This window comes from Fictibacillus iocasae (genome assembly GCF_042665465.1).
Taxonomy (GTDB): domain Bacteria; phylum Bacillota; class Bacilli; order Bacillales; family Fictibacillaceae; genus Fictibacillus; species Fictibacillus iocasae.
Window position 1 is genome coordinate 87416 of the sequence record NZ_JBHTCP010000004.1, and the last position, 20905, is coordinate 108320.

Annotated in this window: 19 protein-coding genes; 10 read left to right on the forward strand and 9 right to left on the reverse strand. The window is 42.9% G+C overall.

All coding sequences use genetic code 11. The features are described 5' to 3' along the window. Window positions 1-40 precede the first annotated feature (40 nt). The 8 genes from ACFQPF_RS02690 to ACFQPF_RS02725 all read left to right on the forward strand — a co-directional run bounded on the left by ACFQPF_RS02690 (window position 41) and on the right by ACFQPF_RS02725 (window position 9800). Window positions 41-442: a CoA-binding protein gene (locus ACFQPF_RS02690; RefSeq protein WP_379746135.1), complete on the forward strand. Its 402-nt coding sequence runs from the start codon at window positions 41-43 to the stop codon at window positions 440-442. 283 nt (window positions 443-725) lie between these two features. Then, complete coding sequence (parE, locus tag ACFQPF_RS02695) at window positions 726-2696, forward strand: DNA topoisomerase IV subunit B (protein WP_379746138.1); 1971 nt, start codon at window positions 726-728, stop codon at window positions 2694-2696. Window positions 2697-2699: 3 nt separating this feature from the next. Then, entirely contained in the window at window positions 2700-5144 is a 2445-nt protein-coding gene (gene parC / locus ACFQPF_RS02700; RefSeq protein WP_379746140.1) for a DNA topoisomerase IV subunit A, read from the forward strand. A gap of 34 nt (window positions 5145-5178) precedes the next feature. Further along, window positions 5179-5682, forward strand: coding sequence for a metal-dependent hydrolase (locus ACFQPF_RS02705; RefSeq protein WP_379746143.1), 504 nt, complete (start codon window positions 5179-5181; stop codon window positions 5680-5682). A 141-nt stretch (window positions 5683-5823) separates the two neighbouring features. After that, on the forward strand, window positions 5824-7338 hold the full coding sequence (locus ACFQPF_RS02710) for a spore germination protein (RefSeq protein WP_379746146.1): 1515 nt from the start codon (window positions 5824-5826) through the stop codon (window positions 7336-7338). Continuing rightward, window positions 7335-8549: a Ger(x)C family spore germination protein gene (locus tag ACFQPF_RS02715; RefSeq protein WP_379746149.1), complete on the forward strand. Its 1215-nt coding sequence runs from the start codon at window positions 7335-7337 to the stop codon at window positions 8547-8549. Before ACFQPF_RS02710 ends, ACFQPF_RS02715 begins: the two co-directional genes overlap by 4 nt. Further along, a complete protein-coding gene (locus tag ACFQPF_RS02720; protein ID WP_379746152.1) occupies window positions 8533-8694 on the forward strand; it encodes a hypothetical protein in 162 nt (53 codons plus the stop codon). The genes ACFQPF_RS02715 and ACFQPF_RS02720 overlap by 17 nt, the downstream gene beginning before the upstream one ends. A 2-nt stretch (window positions 8695-8696) precedes the next feature. After that, window positions 8697-9800 (forward strand): GerAB/ArcD/ProY family transporter, encoded by a 1104-nt coding sequence (locus ACFQPF_RS02725; RefSeq protein ID WP_379746155.1) that lies wholly within the window; start codon window positions 8697-8699, stop codon window positions 9798-9800. 129 nt (window positions 9801-9929) lie between these two features. On the opposite strand, the gene ACFQPF_RS02730 is transcribed toward ACFQPF_RS02725, so the two are convergent. The 3 genes from ACFQPF_RS02730 to ACFQPF_RS02740 all read right to left on the reverse strand — a co-directional run bounded on the left by ACFQPF_RS02730 (window position 9930) and on the right by ACFQPF_RS02740 (window position 13301). Beyond that, the gene (locus tag ACFQPF_RS02730; protein ID WP_379746158.1) at window positions 9930-11960 is read right to left on the reverse strand and encodes an ATP-binding protein; all 2031 of its coding nucleotides are present in this window, start codon (window positions 11958-11960) and stop codon (window positions 9930-9932) included. A gap of 628 nt (window positions 11961-12588) precedes the next feature. Then, window positions 12589-12942 carry a hypothetical protein gene (locus tag ACFQPF_RS02735; protein WP_379746161.1) on the reverse strand — a complete coding sequence of 118 codons (354 nt, stop codon included), beginning with the start codon at window positions 12940-12942 and terminating at the stop codon, window positions 12589-12591. 86 nt (window positions 12943-13028) lie between these two features. Beyond that, window positions 13029-13301, reverse strand: a complete 273-nt coding sequence (locus tag ACFQPF_RS02740) for a hypothetical protein (RefSeq protein WP_379746164.1) — start codon at window positions 13299-13301, stop codon at window positions 13029-13031. 80 nt (window positions 13302-13381) lie between these two features. Between ACFQPF_RS02740 and ACFQPF_RS02745 the strand changes: the two genes are divergently transcribed. After that, window positions 13382-13681, forward strand: coding sequence for an HNH endonuclease (locus ACFQPF_RS02745; RefSeq protein WP_379746166.1), 300 nt, complete (start codon window positions 13382-13384; stop codon window positions 13679-13681). 14 nt (window positions 13682-13695) lie between these two features. Here ACFQPF_RS02745 and ACFQPF_RS02750 read toward each other — a convergent pair whose 3' ends face one another. Both ACFQPF_RS02750 and ACFQPF_RS02755 read right to left on the reverse strand, forming a co-directional pair. After that, entirely contained in the window at window positions 13696-14730 is a 1035-nt protein-coding gene (locus ACFQPF_RS02750) for a zinc-binding dehydrogenase (RefSeq protein ID WP_379746169.1), read from the reverse strand. A gap of 5 nt (window positions 14731-14735) precedes the next feature. Continuing rightward, a complete protein-coding gene (locus tag ACFQPF_RS02755) occupies window positions 14736-15572 on the reverse strand; it encodes an aminoglycoside adenylyltransferase domain-containing protein (protein WP_379746172.1) in 837 nt (278 codons plus the stop codon). A gap of 106 nt (window positions 15573-15678) precedes the next feature. Between ACFQPF_RS02755 and ACFQPF_RS02760 the strand changes: the two genes are divergently transcribed. Then, a complete protein-coding gene (locus tag ACFQPF_RS02760; RefSeq protein ID WP_379746175.1) occupies window positions 15679-16410 on the forward strand; it encodes a hypothetical protein in 732 nt (243 codons plus the stop codon). 34 nt (window positions 16411-16444) lie between these two features. Here the strand turns inward: ACFQPF_RS02760 and ACFQPF_RS02765 are convergent, their stop codons facing one another. The 4 genes from ACFQPF_RS02765 to ACFQPF_RS02780 form a co-directional block, all read right to left on the reverse strand. Next, window positions 16445-16636 carry a cysteine-rich CWC family protein gene (locus ACFQPF_RS02765; protein WP_379746178.1) on the reverse strand — a complete coding sequence of 64 codons (192 nt, stop codon included), beginning with the start codon at window positions 16634-16636 and terminating at the stop codon, window positions 16445-16447. Then, complete coding sequence (locus ACFQPF_RS02770) at window positions 16626-17147, reverse strand: DinB family protein (protein WP_379746181.1); 522 nt, start codon at window positions 17145-17147, stop codon at window positions 16626-16628. The genes ACFQPF_RS02765 and ACFQPF_RS02770 overlap by 11 nt, the downstream gene beginning before the upstream one ends. A 21-nt stretch (window positions 17148-17168) precedes the next feature. Continuing rightward, window positions 17169-17912: an MBL fold metallo-hydrolase gene (locus ACFQPF_RS02775; RefSeq protein ID WP_379746184.1), complete on the reverse strand. Its 744-nt coding sequence runs from the start codon at window positions 17910-17912 to the stop codon at window positions 17169-17171. A gap of 279 nt (window positions 17913-18191) precedes the next feature. Continuing rightward, a complete protein-coding gene (locus tag ACFQPF_RS02780; protein ID WP_379746186.1) occupies window positions 18192-20843 on the reverse strand; it encodes an IPT/TIG domain-containing protein in 2652 nt (883 codons plus the stop codon). Window positions 20844-20905: the final 62 nt, after the last annotated feature.

Genomic DNA, 20905 nt, shown 5'->3' on the forward strand with positions numbered 1-20905 from the left:
GCTAAAATAGAAGCTCAAACATGGTGAGGAGGCATTATTCATGGAATTGACAAGAGAAGATATTAAGAATGTGCTGAAAACGAAGACCAGGATCGCTGTTGTAGGTCTATCAGATAACCCTGGACGTACATCGTACATGGTAGCAGAATACATGCAAAATGCAGGTTATGACATACTGCCTGTGAACCCTAATATCACTGAGGCTCTAGGAGTGAAAGCTTATTCTTCACTTCAGGAGATCGAAGGCCCGGTTCACATTGTCAATGTCTTCAGGAGGAATGAATTCCTGCCTGAAGTAGCGCGTGAGGCGGCTGCCATTTCAGCTGATGTATTTTGGGCACAGCTCGGACTGAGAAGTGACGAAGCGGCTGCTGTTTTACAGGAAGCTGGGATCCCGTATATTATGAACAAGTGCATTAAAGTTGAACATGCTTTTATCTAAAAGCCAAGCCACCCTGCTTCTAAGGGTGGTTTTCATGTTCTTTGCATAAAAATTTCTCCTGTCAGCGTTTCTGCCTTTGACTAAATGCTGAATAACGCTAGCTGTTTAAGGCTGAATTAAGATTCTGTCAGAGGGATGGCTGATACAAAATTTATAGGCAGTCTCTATTTAAATTGTTAGAGAAGATATACAATGAATGGAGAGACCGCTGGTATAGAAACAAACGTTCTGATATGATGTAACTATTGCATTTTTTTCTTTAGCGTGAAAGGAGCAACACATTTTGGCTGACAAATCATTATTTGATTACAACGATGACTCGATACAGGTGCTGGAGGGCTTAGAAGCCGTCCGAAAAAGGCCAGGCATGTATATTGGCAGCACCGATGCTCGTGGTCTTCACCACCTTGTTTATGAGATCGTCGATAATGCTGTGGACGAAGCATTGGCGGGACACGGTAATGTGATTAGTGTCACTATACATAAAGATAACTCGATATCGGTGAGTGATGAAGGAAGAGGAATGCCCGTAGGGATGCACAAACTGGGTAAACCGACTCCGGAAGTTATCTTCACTGTACTCCATGCCGGCGGCAAGTTTGGCCAGGGCGGCTATAAGACGTCAGGAGGACTTCACGGGGTTGGTGCGTCTGTCGTTAACGCTCTGTCGGAATGGCTGGATGTCACGATCCATCGCGATGGACAAACCTATTTTATGAGGTTTGAGAACGGCGGTAAGCCTGTTACTCCACTTGAAAGGAAAGGATCGACACGCAAAAGCGGTACGACGGTTCATTTCAAACCGGATACAACCATGTTCTCTACTACGAATTACAACTATGAAACGCTGTGTGAGCGACTAAGAGAAGCCGCATTCCTTTTAAAAGGAATGAAGATTGTCATAGAAGACAAACGAAGCGGGGCAAAGGAAGAATTTCAATTTGCAACGGGTATTGAAGCGTTCGTTGATTACCTAAACGAAGACAAGGATACCCTCCATCCGGTTGTAAGCTTTGAAGGAACGGTCAATGAAATTGAAGTGGACTTCGCTTTCCAATACAATGATGCGTATTCAGAAAATGTCTTATCCTTCGTTAACAATGTAAGAACGAAAGACGGCGGCACTCACGAATCGGGAGCCAAGACAGCCATCACCCGCATCATGAACGATTATGCACGCAAAGTGAACCTGTTAAAAGAGCGGGATAAAAACTTAGATGGATCAGACATCCGAGAAGGTTTGACTGCTGTCATCTCGGTACGTATTCCAGAGGAAAAGCTGCAGTTCGAGGGTCAGACTAAAAGCAAGCTCGGAACGAGTGAAGCAAGGTCAAGTGTGGACGCGGTAGTTGCTGGCAAGCTCGCTTATTTTCTTGAGGAAAACCCTACTGTCAGTGAAATGCTGATCCGAAAATCAATCAAAGCGGCACAAGCGCGTGAAGCGGCCAGAAAGGCGCGGGAAGATGCACGCAACGGCAAAAAAACGAAGCGCAAGGATACGATGCTAAGCGGCAAGCTCACTCCTGCTACTTCAAGAAATCCGCAGCGCAATGAACTGTACTTAGTCGAAGGAGATTCTGCTGGCGGCTCAGCGAAACAAGGACGTGACCGTAAATTTCAGGCCATTCTGCCGCTACGCGGTAAAGTCATCAATACCGAAAAAGCCAAGCTCGCTGATATTTTTAAAAACGAAGAGATCAACACGATCATTCATGCGATTGGAGCGGGTGTGGGCACAGACTTTGCGCTCGAAGATATCAATTATGATAAAGTCATCATCATGACCGATGCGGATACAGATGGAGCACACATTCAAGTGCTGCTTCTTACCTTCTTCTACCGCTATATGAAGCCATTGATCGAGAATGGGAAGGTATTTATCGCGCTTCCGCCGCTTTATAAAGTGAGTAAAGGGGCAGGAAAAAAAGAAGTGATCGAGTATGCATGGGATGAAGACGAACTGAAGGTAGCCATGAAAAAGATCGGCAAAGGCTACATCATTCAGCGCTACAAGGGACTTGGAGAAATGAATGCGGATCAGCTATGGGAAACGACGATGGATCCGGATTCCCGCACGTTGATCAAAGTTAGAATCGATGATGCCGCACGAGCAGACAAGCGCGTGTCCGTACTTATGGGCGATAAGGTTGAACCAAGGCGCAAGTGGATAGAAGAGCATGTTGCGTTCGGTCTTGACGAAGAAACGAACATTTTGGATAACGAGAATTTGTCTGCATCAACTGAGGAGGTTTAAGTCGTGTCATTGCTTGAAAAATTTAGAGAACTTCCGTTAGAAGACGTAATCGGCGACCGCTTCGGAAGATATAGTAAATACATTATCCAAGAACGTGCGCTTCCTGACGCACGTGACGGTTTAAAGCCGGTGCAGCGCCGTATTTTATATGCCATGCATCATGAAGGCAACACATCAGATAAGCCTTACCGCAAATCGGCCAAAACGGTCGGTAATGTTATCGGCAACTATCACCCGCATGGTGATAGCTCTGTATATGAAGCGATGGTGCGGATGAGCCAGGATTGGAAAGTGCGAAACGTTCTGATCCAGATGCACGGAAACAACGGAAGTGTAGACGGAGACCCGGCAGCGGCTATGCGTTATACAGAAGCAAGGCTTTCTCCCATCTCATCTGAGCTGCTTCGGGACATTGAAAAGCAAACGGTAGAGTTTATCCCGAACTTTGATGATACAGACGAAGAACCTGTTGTGCTGCCAAGCCGTTATCCGAACTTGCTCGTGAACGGCTCTACAGGCATTTCAGCAGGATATGCAACAGAGATTCCACCCCATCATCTAGGTGAAGTGATTGATGCCTGCATTCTGCAGATGGATCGTCCTGATTGCACATTAGATGAATTGATGAACATCATGAAAGGCCCGGATTTTCCGACTGGCGGTATCGTCCAGGGCGCTGATGGCATTCGCAAAGCCTTCGAAACGGGACGCGGACGAATCATCATCCGCGCTAAAACGGAAATAGAAGAATTGAAGGGCGGACGTCAGCAGATCGTCATTACAGAGATTCCTTATGAAGTGAATAAAGCGAACCTAGTGAAACGCATGGATGAGCTTCGTTTCGATAAAAAGGTGGACGGTGTGTCTGAAGTTCGTGATGAGACAGACCGCACCGGACTCCGCATTGTGATCGAGCTGCGAAAAGACGGCAACGCACAAGGTGTATTGAACTATTATTTTAAGAACACGGACCTTCAAGTCTCATACAATTACAATATGGTTGCCATTCAGAACAAAACACCGAAATTAATGGGTGTCAAACACATCCTCAACGCCTACATCGGGCATCAAAAAGAGGTTGTGACAAGAAGAACAACGTTTGACCTTCGCAAAGCGGAAGAGCGGCAGCACATTGTAGATGGCCTGATCAAAGCGATCTCCATACTGGATGAAGTGATTGAAACAATTCGTGCTTCTAAGGACAAGCGTGATGCGAAAGATAACCTGATCGCGAAATACGAGTTTTCCGAGGCACAAGCAGAAGCGATTGTGACATTGCAGCTATACCGCCTGACAAACACGGATATCACGACGCTCCAAAAGGAAGCAGAAGAATTGAAGATAAAGATTGAAGAGCTACGATCGATTCTAGATAGTGAGAAGAAGCTGCTTTCTGTTATTAAAAAAGAAATGACTGAGATCAAAAAGAAGTATGCCGATCCTAGAAGAACGGTGATTGAAGCGGAGATTGAAGAGATCAAAATTGATATGGAAGTGATGATTCCTTCAGAGGATGTCATGGTTGCTGTAACGAAGGACGGCTATGTTAAACGTTCAAGCATCCGTTCTTACACGGCTTCTAACGGTGAACCGCCAGGCATGAAAGAGACAGACCGGCTCATCTCTATCGGACAATTTAACACGACGGAAACCTTGCTTCTGTTCACCAATAAAGGAAACTTTATCTTCCTGCCGGTTTATCAGATACCTGATATTAGGTGGAAGGATATGGGAGCACATCTCGTGAACATGGTCGGCATTGAAAAAGATGAACAGCTGATCAAAGTGCTTCATGTGAAGGAATTCAGCGAGTCCGATTACTTGATATTCTTTACAAAGCATGGATTTGTAAAGAAAACAGAGCTTAGCTTATATAAAGCTACTCGTTATAACAAGACATTAGTTGCACTAAAGCTTAAAGATGGAGATGAACTGGTGGACGTGAGCCGAACAAATGGTTCACAAGATGTGTTCTTAGCCACTCGGTTTGGCTATGGCTTATGGTTCTCTGAAGAAGAAATAAACGTTGTAGGTGTTCGAGCAGCAGGGGTGAAAGGAATTAACCTCAAAGATGGAGATACAATGATTTCAGGCTCGGCATTGCCTGAGCCTGCGGACAATGTGAAGCTCATCGTCGCCACAAACCGCGGAGCCATGAAAAAAATGAAATTAACGGAATTTGAAAAAACATCACGCGCCAAGCGGGGACTCGTTATGGTCCGAGAATTGAAATCCAACCCGCACCGCATCGCAGGTGTTAGGGCCCACATCCTCGATCAAGAGTTTGAAGTGGAAACATCAAAGGGAATGGTTGAGATTGTGAAAGCATCAGACTTTAAGCCTGTTGACCGCTACAGCAACGGATCATTCATTATGGATACGAGTGATACAGGACAAGTCATTAGTCTGCAAGAGAGAATTCGTGCTGAGATGACAAAAGAATCGTAATAGCAACATGTCAGCATGAGAGCAGGATTCATCTATGAATATGAAAACACATGTTATCGGTGGAGCGGCTGCAGCTGTTATATTTAAAAGCTTCACACATGCCCCTGTGGTAGTGTGGCATGGCGAACTTTTGTTTATAGGAGCCGCCCTTTTCGGCAGCCTTTTACCCGATTTGTGTCATCCAGGTTCCTTTATAGGCAGGAAAACCATGTTACTTTCAAAAGGGATCAGCAAAACATTCGGCCATAGGACGGTTACTCACAGCTGGCTGATGCTGCTTTTCCTATACTGGGCAGCACCATATTGGCCGTATGGTGCTGCCAATATGGTGCAGGAAGGCTTATTAGTCGGCGCAATTAGTCATATCGCACTGGATGCCATGACGTCAAGAGGCGTACAGTTTTTTTATCCCATTCCAATCCGAGTCCGTTTTCCTTTGTTTATAAAAACCGGTTCTATAGCAGAAAAGCAGTTTGGTACGTTTGTTCTCCTTGCTGCATCCATAACCTTGATTCATCGGTATATTGTATTGCTATAACATGAAGGCGCTTTGTCATTTGACAAGGCGCTTTATTTATTCAGTCGATGCTTTGTAAACGGGAATGCTCGCTTTATGAATAGACAATGCGATGGTGAACCATGATAAGGGATAACGATGCTTTCCAAGGGGCTTAGGAGTATGAGCAATCCTTTCTTTAAACGAAGAAAACAGCATAAAGCAGACTCAGAAACTCAAAAGCCTTCTTCAGGACTGAAGGTTTCTTCGAGTTTAAACGAAAACATCCAGCAGCTGCACCAGATTTTCGGAAAAAGCATGGATGTGAAAATCATTGAGTTCCTTGACGGTCCTTTGCAGTACACGGTTTGTTATATTGAAGGACTGATCAATAAGCAGCAGCTGGATCTCTCGATTATCGAACCGATTAAACGCTGGCTGAACAATGAGGATGCTGCTCCTCATAAGCCAGAACTTCTCGTCAATCAAATTGAAGCGGCTGTCAATATTCATAGTAGAAGCCATTTTGATCAGCTGATTACTCCTGTGCTGAAAGGGCATGCTGCTTTATTTGTAGAAGGGCTGGATGAAGCCTTGGACATCCCGCTTGAAACTTGGGAGTTCCGAGGAGTAGAAGAACCGGAGTCACAGACTATGGTAAGGGGGCCGCGTGAAGGATTTGTAGAAACATTGCAGATCAATACGACGCTCTTGCGCAGGCGTATATCACAGCCTGATTTGCGGTTCATCCCATACATTGCAGGTGAGATCACAAAGACGACGGTTCTGATCGCCCATCTAGAGTCGCATGTTGACAAGCAAGTGTTGCATGAAGTGACAGAGCGGATTCAGAATGTCAAAACAGATAAGTTGTTTGAGAGCGGCATGATGGAAGAATTGATCGATGAAAATGGTTATTCACCATTTCCGCTGTTTCAATCAACCGAACGGCCAGATGTAGCTGCAGCTGCGCTAACAGAAGGAAAAGTAGTGATCATGTTTGAGGGTACACCCTTTGTTTTGATCACACCGACAACGTTTATTTCGTTCTTCCAGGCAGCAGAGGACTATTATCATCATTTTGATCTATCGACGTTCATCCGGTTGATACGGGTGATTTCTTTTATCATTTCAATCTCTCTTCCAGCCGCTTATATTGCGGTAACCACATTCCATCAGGAGCTGATTCCTACCAATCTTCTCGTCAGTCTTGCCGCACAGAGAGAGGGAGTGCCCTTTCCAGCTTTCGTAGAGGCTCTCATGATGGAAATCATTTTTGAGATATTGCGTGAAGCAGGTATCCGAATGCCGCGGCCAATCGGATCGGCTGTATCAATCGTTGGGGCTATCGTTATTGGGGAGTCCGCCGTTGCAGCAGGGTTAGTATCGCCCGCGATTGTTATCGTCGTTTCATTAACAGCCATATCAAGCTTTGTTTCTCCTTATTACGGCTTCAGTGGTGCAGCAAGACTATTGCGTTTCGTTCTTATGGCGCTTGCTGCGACAACAGGAATATTTGGGATGATCTTTTTCTTGTTTGGCCTGGTCATTCATCTATGCTCGCTGACTTCCATGGGAAAACCCTATTTTTCACCGCTCGCACCTTTTCAGTTTGGCAAACATAAAGACACGTTATTGCGTTTTCCTTTATGGTGGACAGAGACAAAGCTTTATAAGAACTGGGTAAAAAAGGGATGAGAAGGAAATCTGCAAATATTATCCTATGTTGTGTCTTCTTACTTCTTTCCGGCTGTGCGGGAAGAGTGGAACTGAATGAATTGCTCATTGTTTCAGCGATAGGTGTAGATGTAAAGGATAAACAAACAAATGTCCATTTTCAGGTCGTCAACGCAGGGGGGACAGCTGGCGGGCAAGGAGGTGCCCCTTCTGGCGGTTCAGGGGGAGCGGTCTATACGTACACAGTGAAAGGTGAAACCGTCTATGAAGCGGTTGAGAAAGCAAGCAGCCTGCTGCCAAGAAAGCTGATGTTCTCACATGTCACATGTGTCATAATCGGAGAAAAGTATGCCAGGACCCAAGGCCTTTCCCCGTTATTTGATTTTTTCGAGCGCAACCATGAAATTCGAGATAACATGCTGATGCTTGTTGCGAAAAAGTCTGATGCCAAGAGCATCCTTTCCATGTATACTCCTTTATTTAAGAATCCTGCAGAGTCCATTAAGAACCGCGTAAAGCAATCCGGCACAACGACAGGCGTTTCCAAAGCCATTCAGGTGAAAGAGGCAATCAACTGGATCTATGGTGAAAAAAGGGATGTGGTCATCCAAGGCATAGAACGTATAAGTTTAGACAAAAAAGCGGAAGAAACGTCTATTTTAGAAAATATAGACGCGAATAATAAGACTTATCACATAAACGGACTGGCTTTTTTTAAGAAAGATAAAATGAAAGGCTGGTATACCATAGAAGAAACAAGAGGCTGGGCTATCATCAGCGGGAATGTGAATGATATGTTCATCCTCACACATAAGTGCGGTGAAAGAAAAGGGAACGTGGGACTAATGATTAAAGATATTAAATCATCGGTAACCCCAGTATGGAAAAACGGGATCATTACCTATGAGATTGACGTTTCAGGTAAAGCGCTCCTGCAAGAAGTGACATGCAGTATTGACGTAGGAAATCCAGCAGAATTAAAAAAGATAGAAAATCAAATAGAAAAGGTATTAACAAAAGAGATCTTAAAAACGATACGAAAGGCACAAAAGAAAAAAGTAGACGTCTTTGGCTTCGGAAAAATGCTGTATGATGACTATCCCGTTCAATGGAAAGGAATGAAAGAAAATTGGGGCGAGCAGTTTTCAGAAGCACAGACAGATATTAAGGTTAAAATCATATTAGAAACTTTAGGGGCAAGGGTGGAATCCATACATGGAGAAGTCAAATAAACGGTTTAATCTGACACTAGGCACAGTTTGGCTGTTCACCATTTTGTACAGTGCCAGCTATTTAATGAATATGAAGCTGTTTCCCTTTGTTTCCTGGATCAATGCACTATATAAGCCAGTCTTCACTATGATGTTTGGAGGCTGATCATGAAACATACCATCAACCAATGGCAATTGGCGCTCATTGTGTTCAGCTTTATAATGGGAAGTTCCATGCTGATGGCTCCTAATTTGACCGCATTCTCTGCCAGCCAAGATGCTTGGATTTCTATGACCCTTGCCGTTGGTGTCGGGGTTCTGCTCAACGTTTTATGGCTGTTTCTCATGAAAAAATATGAATTCCAGTCTATATTCCGTATCACAGAGCTTGCAGCAGGAAAGGTTATGGGGACAATTCTTAACGCGATCATTGTCTTTTATGCGATTCACCTTGCCGCTTATGTTGTAAGAAATCTAAGCAATTTTATGATTTCAAACGTCATCCCAGAATCATCGCCATGGACATTTCAGATCATGATGATTCTGCTCGCGATCTATTCGTGTTATTACGGGTTCAATAACATCGGAAGAGTAAGCGAGTTCTTTAATCCATGGATGATGCTGTTGTTCGCGGGTTCTCTCTTGCTTGTCATCAACAAGTTTCAGTTCTCTAACCTTAAGCCTGTCCTTGACCAGAAATTCATCAAAATTGCTGAGGGAGCTTACATGACCATTGGATTTCCCTTCATTGAAGTCCTTTTGCTTGGATCTGTGTTTGTGTTTGTCAAACAAAAAGAAAAAATAATAAAAAGCTACATGAGCGGTTTGTTATGGGGAGGAGCGGTACTGATTATCGTTGTTTTTTTAGCCGTAGGGATAGAAGGGCAGTACATGGTAAAGAGACAAAGCTTCCCAACCTTTGATTTAATGAGAGATATTTCGGTCATCGTAATCTTTGAGCGAATTGAAGTTTTGATTGCGGTTGTCTGGATATTCGGTATTCTCGTGAAAGTTATTGTATGCCTGTTTGCTGCGGTTTCCGGATTACAGCAGATTTCAGGTCATTCAAACTATCGTGCCTTTTTGCTGCCGTGCGGAATCATCATATGGGCGATGGGCAACCATGAACATGATAATTTAATGGAATTCATCGACTTTGTCGGTCAAAATTGGACACTATGGTGGTTTACACTGTATGTAATTTTGGTCTTGGTGATGGTTGTTGGACTGATTAGGAAAAAGAACAACTCTACTGGCAGCATGATGACATGACCATAATAACATTATGTAATCTAGAAGATGATTATTATTTTCAAATTTCGGAAACCTATGATCAGGAAGCAGGGGACAAGAATGAATTTTCATAGAAGAAACCGACCTGCTTTGTCCAGGTCGGTTTTCTTATCTTTTGGATAAATAAAAGGATACTTTTTCGATAGCTTTTTTCAAATAGCGATAATAGGTACTCATGGATAGATTATGGCGCATGGCAATCGCTTCGTGCTTGAGGTTTTTTTGAATATAAGCATGCAAGATGATGGAAGCGTATATTCTTTCCTGCTCGTTTTTTTCATCCATCTCTTCCAATATGATGTGAAGGCTTTTTTGAAAATGATTGATGTCTCGAAAGGTCTCCAATTGATGAAAATTGATTTTTTCTTTATTGAAGACTTCTTGTCGATCAGCATCAGTGAACACTGTTAATATGTTCTTTATGGATGTTACAAGCTTCGGAAAATCCATTTGCGTTTCTTTAATCTCCGTGAGGTGCTTATCGGTAATCACAGATACGAAAGGCTTATCTCTTAAATCAAGCTGAAGGAAATTCATAGGTGAATCGCCTGTGTAGGTTTTCTTGTACCAGTCCAAGGAAATGAATCCAAGTGATTCAAATAACTTAGTAAAATCAGGAAACGGGGAAACCACATTCATGAGTGTCCCTTCACCAAGGTTGGAAAAGATATAGTTCATGATACAGGCTGTTGCTTGCGGATCATAATCAGGATCAGCGGCTAATACCCAAATAATGTATTCATCTTTCTGTTCAGGACTTCTCTTCACATACTCCTCATAAACCGGATTTCGCTCAAAAATCGACCTCGTTTTTTCATTAAGTGGTACATACGCTATAAATCCAGCTAGTGTACCGTTAGATCTGAATCCGATGAAAGAGGATGGTTCAGCTTTCCAAATCTCATAAAAATAGCTTTCCTGCTGCCATTGATCAGGCAGGAACGGCTTCAATGTTTTAACAAAGGATTTGAACATTTCTTGTAGAATAGGAATTTCCTCTTCAAAGACGGAACAAGCAGCAAACTGTGTCTGGCTATTACTGAAGGAAAATCGTTTCACATGGTTGCTTTGATGCAAATGGAGAGTGTTAATAATATAAGGAAGCTTTCTAGAAGAATTAGCTTCCCCCAGTTTTATTTTGATCATAGAAGAAGCTCTTTTTAAATAAATCTCCATCTCATCAGACGACTTGATCGTAAAATCTGCATTCAGCCATCTTCTCAAGGAATCATTGATTCTCCAAAAACCGTTTTCACTTCGTTCAATATAATTGGATTTACAGAACAAGTGAAACTCTTCTTCAGTAATTGGTTCATCCAGAATGTTTTGCAATAACGGCCTGTCAAACCATAACAGGGAAGAGGCCATCCATAATTGACGAAACTTGAGCATTTCCGGTGATGCTGTGAGCAGCTGTTCACTTAAGGACTGGTACAGCTTATTGAAATCCATGCTTTTCTCGTCAAGTCGGCCGCTATTTTGCCCAACAAAATCACAAATATTCCGCAGTGCAAGGGGCAATCCCTTTGAATAATAATCGACTAAATCCCTCGTAGCCTCTTCAAAGATATGATGTGTATCTAAATATTCATTAATGGCACTTTTATTTAGAACCGTTAATTCAAGGTTGTCTATGATGCTTGACCATCCTGGCATTCTTTCCCAATCAGCAGGCAACCTAGAGCGTGATAACGTAAGAATCTTGATGTTAGTGGTTAGCTGTGGAAGCCAGGTTTCTCTTAGCCATTTGTATATAGGATGCCATTGTTCAAATGAGTCGAATATGAGGACAAGTGGAAAAGATTCGCTTAAGCGGTTCAATTCAACTGACAGCATCCTTTCGTCCGATTCTGCTGCCTGCATAGGAAATTGACTCGCAAAAAGCTCCTGCAAATCTAATAAGAATTTTTCCTTTTCCGTGTAGCCTTCTATGCCGCTCAAGTACAGGATGTTCAGCTGCGTGTTAGTATACTCAAATTTCTTCACGAGTGCTGTCTTGCCAATCCCAATCGGTCCATGGATATGGACAAGCCGCCAATGTTCAGTATTAAACAATGCTTCCTTCAAGAATTCCAGTTCTTTCACCCTGCCGACGAATCTTTGGGCTTCTTTTTCCATCAACAGCTTGCTGATCATCATCTAAAAAGCACCTCATTATGTATAGGTTTACTTTATCTTTCACTGATCGAGAGGAAGGTACATGATTGAGCAAAGAGGCGGGGAATGGGCGATAATCGAGTAGATCTCTTCATACCAAATTAGCTGTATGAGCGTGGCGATTGTAACATAAAAGAAGTGAGGTTCATTATATGAATATCAAATAAAATCCAAAATAGACTAAATCTAACTCATTTTACAATTGTTATCTATTATTTTACAGGAATAGGCGGTCCATTTAAAGAGTCCGGAGAAGACTTAACCTTATGTTATTAATGAGGAAGCGTTTGAACGTACTAAGAAAATTAGAATACATTTAAACCACAGTGAGCGAGTTATTTTTGATCCGTTCGCTGACATCAAGGTTGTACCAGTGAAAAGAAATACGTGGATACTGGATCACTTAATAAATAAATTATGTCTCACTATCTAAAGTATACTTATGATTTGAGACGTTAGCAAACCTCTTTCACATTGCCTCCTATAATATATATTATGTTAACTAGAATAGAACGGTAATCTTTAAGAATAATGAAAACCCTTCTTTTGGAAGGAAGGGTTTTTCCTCTAAATTTTTTCCATGTGTACCCTACTTGTACTTGAACTGACATCACTCATTTTCAGCTGAAACATAACGATTTTCAGCTATAGTCACAATCACATAAAGCCCTATTAATAAAAAAGTAAAATACATCGACACGTCGAATGCGTCCTTGAATTTTTGTAAGGTACCTCCGTCATCGCCTAAGATCCAGGTGGCTACACCTGTGCTTATAGAAAAGCCGTCGTTCTTTTCAGGCATCAGATTGCTCGCCACGTTTTCGGCTAAACTTATGTTGGCAAGCAGCCCCATGATAATGGCAAACATAGATGCTCTTGAACAGGCGTGTTTGACGTTATAGCGCATCATAATAAAAAGTAAAAATGAAAGAAACAATATACAGCCCACTAAATATAACATCATGTTCCCCGCTCTCATTTGTTGAATACAAACAGTTTTACCATGTATTCAACAAAAAGCAGCGATTTCCTAGTCTCGTTGGAAAAATCTCAGATATGTTTGGCATCATCAGAAAACAGCCCCTGGTTATCAGGAGCTTTTCGTTTTTTTAATTCTGTATATTCCTTTTTGACGTCACGCCATGAACCTAAAAGCAGGAGACTAAATAGAACGAATGGAAACAGAAAGATTCCTGCTTGAAGGAATGCCCCCTCTTTTAGTGCCATAAACACCATGAATACAGACCATAATACAAATATCGGGATAATGACAATGAATGTAACTGCCTTTAATGCAAACAAAGACCATAAATACAATTTCATGAGGTATCCTCCCGTTTAACTGTTTCGTTTGCATTTCCATTCTTAAGGTTACATTAAAATAAAAACAAGGTGTTGAAACGATGGCTAAAATAGACCGAGGAACGTGTGAATTATGCAGACGTAATGATGTGGAATTGACCGTCCACCACTTAATTCCTAAAGAAATGGGCGGAACTTTTCAGCCCACCGCCCTTCTTTGCCGTCCATGTCATAAACAAATTCATGCGATTTACGAAAACCAGGAGCTTGCGATCCGTCTTTATACAATAGAGTTACTAAAAGAAGATGAAAAAATAGGCGCGTTTTTAAAATGGATTAAAAAACAGCCTTCTTCTAAACTCGTCCATACCAAAAAACCGAACAATCGGAAAAGAAAATAATCGATCGTTAACTTTTATGGAATGAGAACAATCTTGCCAAGCTTCCCTGATTGCTTGAAATACTGCTGGGCCTCGCGTGCATTTTGCAGCGGAAACGTACGGTCGATGACAGGTGTAAGTTTTCCCTTTGCCACGGCATCCAGAAGCCTCTGAAATTCTTCCTTTGTGCCGAGTACTGAACCATAAAAGGTTAAATGCTTTAAATAGAGTGTTCTAAAGTCCAGCTCCGTTTTCTGCCCCCCGGCTGATCCGGATATGCAAAACTTTCCTCCGTTTTTCAACACCTCAAGTGAAGTGGAGAACAGTGCATCTCCTACTACGTCTAAAACCGAATCCACAGGCCCGCCATTTACCTTCAGAATGTCTTGAGCAAGAGTTGACGAACGGTAGGACAGGACATGCGCTGCTCCAAGTTCTTTTAATCGTCCTTCTAATGAGGTGTCACCAACGAGGGCAATCACTTTGGCTCCGAATAGTTTAGATGCAATCTGAACGTTCAACAATCCTACCCCGCCGTTCGCACCCGTTACAAGAACAGTTTCTTCAGGCTTTATCTCAATCTGCTCTGCCATATGCCATGCAGTCATTCCGCTCACTGGGAACACAGCACTTTCAATGAAGTTGTCTAGCGGCATATCGAAGCATAGGTCAGCGGGCCATGCAACGTATTCAGCATACCCGCCATCGTATTCAGATCCGATAAAGGATAGATCGTCTGAAAGATGCTCCTCCCCTTCTGACCCGCTAGATGTATACGGGAAAAGAACGACGTTTTTTCCGAGCATGCTCTCATGTGCTGTACTTCCTGCTTTTACAACTGTGCCGGTGATATCGGATCCTGGCGTTCTAGGGAATGTTACTCCTTCAGGCTTCCAGCCGGACTCTTCGTCCTTGCCATACGCGCCTTCTCTCATCCAAATTTCTGTATTATTTATGGCACAAGCTTTTATTTTGATCAGCACTTCATTTTCCTTTGGCTGAGGAATCTCTTGTTCCACCACATTTAGCTTGTCCACATCTCCATAGCCTGTTACTTGTACAGCTTTCATGTTTTTCATCTCCTTGTTTGATGCAGCTTGTTGCATTCATTAATCACAAACGTCATGTATTCAAGCATCTCTTTTCTTCTTGCAAATACCGACTTGTAGTAAGCGACTTGTGAACCATTGCGGATTCTTAAGGCTTCCTTCAAAATGCGGTGGTGTTTTACAGGAACATGATGAAGGGCATATTCTCCCGCTCCCGCTTTAGAAATGATGTCTTCTTCATTTAGTGTGAAATAAAGCCTTGTCACTCCTAACACCCCCCATTCGATAAAGCTTTTACTGAGCAAGGAGGCAGGAAATTCGAGTGATGTTTTGATACTGCATCGTTCTTTCCATGCTGTCCAATACGTATTTACATTATCAAGCGTTTTCTCTTTTAAATATGTCCAGTTCTCAGGCAGTTGATACGACTCTATCGGTCTTCCTATTATGACCAATCCGTACTTTTTTAGCCGATAAGCATCTATTGAACCTCTGTCAAAAAGTTCAAAGCCTATTAACCTGCCATCATTAAAATATGGAGAAAGATAGGCTGTTTCACCGAATCCGAACAAATGTTCCTCAACCGTATATTTACCATCTAATCCTGCACTCTTACACTGTTTTTTTAACATACGGTGGATTCGCTGCAATTGCAGAATTTCAGGTTCACTTAAAGGACGTTTTGTGACCGCAACGAAGTCAATATCACTTCTTCCTTCTATGAATGCCCCAAGTGACAAGGAGCCAATCACATAGAACGAGGAAAGCAAGTCTGGCAGCTCACTGTTCATGGCATGAAAGTACGTTCGAAGCACTTCATGGACTTTTGCGGGAAGTTTTATATCATCAATCGTTTCAAGCATCCTATCATCCTCATCTGCATATTGTTATCGTGATTACATAAACCGTAGTAAACAAGGTTTATAAAGGGTATCGTAATAAAACTAGATCCTTGATAGGAGGCAATGCATGAATAAACTGCTGCGACTTCTTGTTTTTTTGCTGTCGTTATCTCAGCCGCTATTCGCTTATGTTATGAACAATTCTAGCAGCATCATGGACGAGAATGGCAGTGAGCCATTTATCACACCAGCGGGTTATACGTTTTCCATTTGGGGGGTGATTGTTATTGGCAGTATCGCATATGGTGTCTATCAAGTATTGCCGATTAATGCTAAGAAAAAAGTCTATGATTATATTGCTCCTTATTCCATTATCACATTTATAGGATTTGATGCATGGCTCTTAGCGGCAGATCAGGAGAAGCTTCTGCTGACTGTCATGATATTTATGATCATGGGCATCGCCTTGTTTTTGAGTTACCGCCACATAGTATCTGCTGCGTTTAACACCTTTGAAAAGATTGCTGTGTATGGCACATTTTCATTGTATTTTGGGTGGACGACTGTAGCAATATTCGCAAACATCGCAGCCGCTTTATCATTCTATGGATTACCAAATACAGGCGTACTTTGGCAAATGGCCGTTCTCATCGCTGCAGCTGCTACCTCCCTCGTGCTGCTCATGAGGTTCTCCTTCCCGCTTCCTTATTTAATGACGATTATTTGGGCTTTTACGGGAATACTGGTCCGCACGACAGGTGCAGGAAAAGAAGTACTGCCACTAACGTTCCTGACAATTACTGCTATTGTTGTGTTTATCGTCTTGGCACTGCGAAACAAATATAATCTCCGTAAATAATAAGGAGCAGGCCTCAACATTTTGAGGTTTGCTCTTATATCTCGGAAGAAGCACACTTTGGGCAGATACAGCTTTCTTGATTAGAAGAGGCTCGCTTTAAAACTTCTGCCGAAATGGCCATTTTCATACACCAGCAGGTTTCTGGCTTCTTATTTTTAATTACGGCACATTGATTAGTAGTTAAGCATAGCGGACAAAGATCATCCCGAGCAGTCTCATTTTCCATCCATCACACCTGCTGTTGTTTTACTATTCATTATTTCTTCAATCTGCAGTAAATGTCTCTTTTCATGATAACCGATGAACTCGACCCATTGATCTAGACTTAACAATCCAAAAACGGGATGGGAAAATCCTTTTATGTTCAGCTTCTGCTTTTGTGTTGATTGGATCAACCGCAACAGTTCATGACGAGAAGCGTCCAGTTTGCTTATGATCGAGTGCCATGTTTGAATATCCTCACTTGGAATCACATAAGCAGGTGCATCTACTTTTGTCGAGCGGTCAACGGTTAAGTGGATTGGCTTTGCAGGTATAGAACGATGATCACCGCCATCTAAATGTTTTTGAATCATAGCCGTGATACTTTTCTCAATTAAATATAAGTGTTCAAGTACTTGCATAGCCGACCATTTGCCAGGTTCTGTGCGTTGATTTAACTGTTCTTCAGTAAAGCGGTTCACATACTCCACAAGCATTCTTCTCTGTTCTTGAATAAAGTGAATAGAACTCTCCAAGTTTGCCACACCTTTCATTCTTTATAAGTTTGCCTGATAAGATGAATAAAGTTCGTTGAGCCCCTCTTTCACATTTCCCGTAAATAGACCACCGTGGTAACAGATTAAATGTTCGATATCTAGTTCTTGCAGCTTTTTCACGCTGCGGATCGCTTCTGGTAAATCAAGTGTGTATTGAGGATTAGCAATTTCCAGTTTCCCCTGTTCAATCACTATGGCATCTCCAGCAATTAGCGTTTTACTTTGTTCTACATAAAGAGAGATATGCCCAGGCATATGCCCGGGTGTGTGAACAACTTGAATGCCATTGCACCACGGCAGTCTTTCTCGATCATTCACCGTTATGTCTACCTCAACTGCTTCAATGGATGCTAGGAACGCTATGAACTGTTCAGCATGACGTTTTGCTTCTTGAGACAAATCATCAAGTGTTGACTCTGCTTGCTCTTGTCTTAGAGATTTCTTTTTTCCTTCTATATATTCCTTTTCATTTAAGAAAGAAACAATTTCAACTTGCGGGTAGCTTTGCTTAATACTAGCAAGAGAACCAATATGATCGCTATCATGGTGAGTTACGATTAATTTCGTAATCTGAGCAAGGCTTACATCATTTTCTTTTAACGATGCTTCTATTCTTTCTGCCATTCCAGGATAACCGCAGTCTACTAGTATTTTCTCAAAGTCATCATAGATCAGCACCGGCGTGATTGTTTGTTGAACATCATTGTAATCAAAGTGTATCGGCAGAAGTTTAACGTTATCCATTTGCACCGCTCCTTTTTATATAAGTAAAGAGTTAAGAAAATAGTACCACTATCTAAACAGGTAATCTAATGTTAAGGAATGACTGCTAAGTTATTAGTCCAAATGCTTACCAAGACTGCCAACTTAAAAAAAATTTGGCTGACGCCAAACCTTTAAGTCAGCCTTAGTTGCCCTTAACCTTTAATTTTTTTACTGCGTCGAATGTCTCCACTGTTAAAAAGTTGTAGATACTTAGAATGAAAAAAAAAGCTTGCAGGATTTTCCTGCAAGCTTCCTTTTTTATAAGAAAGGGTAAATCGCATCGGCGTAGGCTTGAGCACCTTTTGGATTGGGATGACCCATCGAAGCCCGTATGCATGTTTCAAAGTCAATTCCGGTACAGCCAGATTCTGTACAAGAAACAAGACGTTCGGCTGCGATGAAATCTTGCGGCGCAAAATCTAGATTGATGCCGAATACATATGGATCTTTCGTTAAAGCCGCATGTTCTGGCCCGAAGTTAGGATCAGCAAAATAAACACGCGGTTGGCCACCTCCTTGTTGTTCGTTCACTTCGTTTACAGCTTGCTGCAAGAAGAATTTGGATTCGTTCGCCAGCTGCATACAGCGCTGATGGATAATGTCCAGGTGGGTCTTCGTTAAAAAGCCAGATGTGACGCCGCCTGCAATTCCGCCTGTAGCCGCTCCAATCGCGACTAACAGCACCTCAACTGCGGCTAGATCACTGTATTCGCTCACGAGCGGATAATAGCCTGTTACAATGATTTTCGCGTGCTTGAACTTGGCGTGTAAGTCTTCAAGAAGTGCTTTGGCATCTTCGTAAAAATATTGACGGTGAAGCGGAGCCAGCTCTTCATTTGTAAAAGGATTGAGCACTACACGGATATTCACATCGTTAATTCCGCCGTCGAGCAAGATAAGGTCTACATTTTCAGGCTGCCCTTCAAACAAATCCATTTGATGATTAATCGTTGGAAAAGAAGTTGGCACTTCTCCGTCCCATCCTGTCAAATTAGAAGAAATTCCTTTGCCGATCACTGCGCCTGAATGAGCGAGGACCTGTTTATACGTCCCTATGCCTCCCATTCGTGAGTGCACCATGCTGCCCACCAGTGAATGAAACTTTTCCTGCGGCAGCAAGCCTTGACCCCAAGCGACCGAATCTCCCATAACGACCATATGAAACGTATCAAGCACGATGTCGAAAGAGTTAGAAGCCGTTCCGTCAGAAAGGATGATTTGTAACGATGCGCGTTCACCTGAAGCGTTCTCTTGAATGTTGTTAGGACGCACGAGTGTGCATTCTACCTGTGACGGGCTTAGCAGTCTTACGTCAGGCATATCAATGCCATTCATGCGGACAATGACGTTTTCAGCAAAACCGCTTCCTTCTAAGATCACTTTCGAACCAGGACGAACGCGGTTCGGCTGTACTTTATCCATTCCTTCTTGAGAAATGCCCGAAACTTTTGGCATCACATAAAGAGAGGTTTTGTTTGAGAATGTTCCGTCGTTTTGTTTAACTTGGATGGTATGGGTGCCGCCTTTAATGTTCGATGAAAGCGCGAACTGCAATGAGGTATCGCTGTATACTAACGTTTTGACCGGGATATCATCCACATGGACGATATCCGTTTTAGCGAATCGCTTCCCTGTAAGAGTGATCTCTTCACCTGCTGCAGTTGATGAAGGACTTGCTTTAAAGATAGCCGGTTCAAGAAGTTTAATCGTAAAATCTTCGCGGTCAATGATCGAAATACAGACTGGCTCAGACAGTTTAACGCCATCGCCCCCTTTTTGACCAGGAACGGAGTAAGAGCCGTTTGGTCCTCTTGAACCAGCTGTTCGTGGTCCTGGTCCACAAGATGTGCCAAATTTAGCATTAGCCGATGCGCCGACAGCACCTCCTTCTCCTCCAGCACCAGGATTTCCAGGCTGTCCGCCCATTCCGCCTCTTCCGCCTTCAAACGATCCGCTAAAGCCTCCGATGTAAGCGTTGATGACTTCCTGCGGCGCATACATGTATAGCCGCCCGCCATTACCTCCGTTACCACCGTCTCCGCCAATCCCGCTATTCCCGCCAGCACCGCCGTGTCCTCCCGCACCCGCTCCTGTTTTACAGAAACCTGCCCAGTCAAGCTGTGCCGGTTTACCTATGCCTCCTGTACCGCCGTTTCCGCCTTCCTGTCCTAATCCGCCTATCGTTCCATCCTGCCCGTTCAGATCAAATGCCGGTCGTCCTGACATCTCTAACGTCCAGAATTCAATTTCTGGTGCGCTGTGGCCGTCAGATCCTCTGCCGCCTTTATTTCCGTGCTGCCCTGGGCTGCCGTTAATACCTACAAGAGTAGAAGACATCGGTGCGGCGTCAGGTGTCCTAGGTTTAGCAGCTTGCCCAGGCACTGGCTTTGCTGGCCGTTCCCACGTAAATGTTACGTTTTTTCCGACTGTCACTTTTTCAGCAATGATAATTAAATAACGATGAGGCTGTCTTAAAATGACGGTCGTGTTGTCAGCCAGATGAATTTCTGAAGCCGCCCAATACGCTGTATCAATATTGATTTGCGAAGACATGCCTGCCATCGGTCTAATTGAAGTGGATGGAACCGGTGTGGCTGATAAAACAGTTGCTTGGCCGCCGTATGGCTTTAATACTGAATTTGACCCTTCGTCTATTTTATAAGCAGATTGAAAATAGGTGGTTGAGGCGGTCACATTACCTCCAGGCTTCGTTACTCCGGCTTGTGGAATTAGGTTGCCTGACAAGTTAAGAGTTCCAAGTGCAGAAAGTGACGTGATTCCAGCCGCTTCAAGCATGGCTTTGTGAAGCTGCAGCCGATCTTGGCTTCCGGCAAAGGAAGCAATAGTCTTCGTTTGAACAAAAGTTTCAACTTTAACAGGATTTAAAATACTTGCGATTGTTTTACTCATATATCCCCCTTATTGTAAATGATGGATAACATGAAAAATTATCCAAAAATTTTTCGCTGTAA

What these genes read in the sequence shown, in the direction of transcription:
- ACFQPF_RS02690 (WP_379746135.1), top strand. Translation starts at nt 41, where the DNA reads ATGGAATTGACAAGAGAAGATATTAAGAATGTGCTGAAAACGAAGACC.
- ACFQPF_RS02760 (WP_379746175.1), top strand. Translation starts at nt 15,679, where the DNA reads ATGAATAAACTGCTGCGACTTCTTGTTTTTTTGCTGTCGTTATCTCAG.
- ACFQPF_RS02740 (WP_379746164.1), bottom strand. Translation starts at nt 13,301, where the DNA reads ATGAAATTGTATTTATGGTCTTTGTTTGCATTAAAGGCAGTTACATTC.
- ACFQPF_RS02715 (WP_379746149.1), top strand. Translation starts at nt 7,335, where the DNA reads ATGAGAAGGAAATCTGCAAATATTATCCTATGTTGTGTCTTCTTACTT.
- ACFQPF_RS02730 (WP_379746158.1), bottom strand. Translation starts at nt 11,960, where the DNA reads ATGATGATCAGCAAGCTGTTGATGGAAAAAGAAGCCCAAAGATTCGTC.
- ACFQPF_RS02755 (WP_379746172.1), bottom strand. Translation starts at nt 15,572, where the DNA reads ATGCTTGAAACGATTGATGATATAAAACTTCCCGCAAAAGTCCATGAA.
- ACFQPF_RS02710 (WP_379746146.1), top strand. Translation starts at nt 5,824, where the DNA reads ATGAGCAATCCTTTCTTTAAACGAAGAAAACAGCATAAAGCAGACTCA.
- ACFQPF_RS02780 (WP_379746186.1), bottom strand. Translation starts at nt 20,843, where the DNA reads ATGAGTAAAACAATCGCAAGTATTTTAAATCCTGTTAAAGTTGAAACT.
- ACFQPF_RS02705 (WP_379746143.1), top strand. Translation starts at nt 5,179, where the DNA reads ATGAATATGAAAACACATGTTATCGGTGGAGCGGCTGCAGCTGTTATA.
- ACFQPF_RS02735 (WP_379746161.1), bottom strand. Translation starts at nt 12,942, where the DNA reads ATGATGTTATATTTAGTGGGCTGTATATTGTTTCTTTCATTTTTACTT.
- ACFQPF_RS02775 (WP_379746184.1), bottom strand. Translation starts at nt 17,912, where the DNA reads ATGGATAACGTTAAACTTCTGCCGATACACTTTGATTACAATGATGTT.
- ACFQPF_RS02745 (WP_379746166.1), top strand. Translation starts at nt 13,382, where the DNA reads ATGGCTAAAATAGACCGAGGAACGTGTGAATTATGCAGACGTAATGAT.
- ACFQPF_RS02765 (WP_379746178.1), bottom strand. Translation starts at nt 16,636, where the DNA reads ATGGAAAATGAGACTGCTCGGGATGATCTTTGTCCGCTATGCTTAACT.
- ACFQPF_RS02750 (WP_379746169.1), bottom strand. Translation starts at nt 14,730, where the DNA reads ATGAAAGCTGTACAAGTAACAGGCTATGGAGATGTGGACAAGCTAAAT.
- ACFQPF_RS02720 (WP_379746152.1), top strand. Translation starts at nt 8,533, where the DNA reads ATGGAGAAGTCAAATAAACGGTTTAATCTGACACTAGGCACAGTTTGG.
- ACFQPF_RS02725 (WP_379746155.1), top strand. Translation starts at nt 8,697, where the DNA reads ATGAAACATACCATCAACCAATGGCAATTGGCGCTCATTGTGTTCAGC.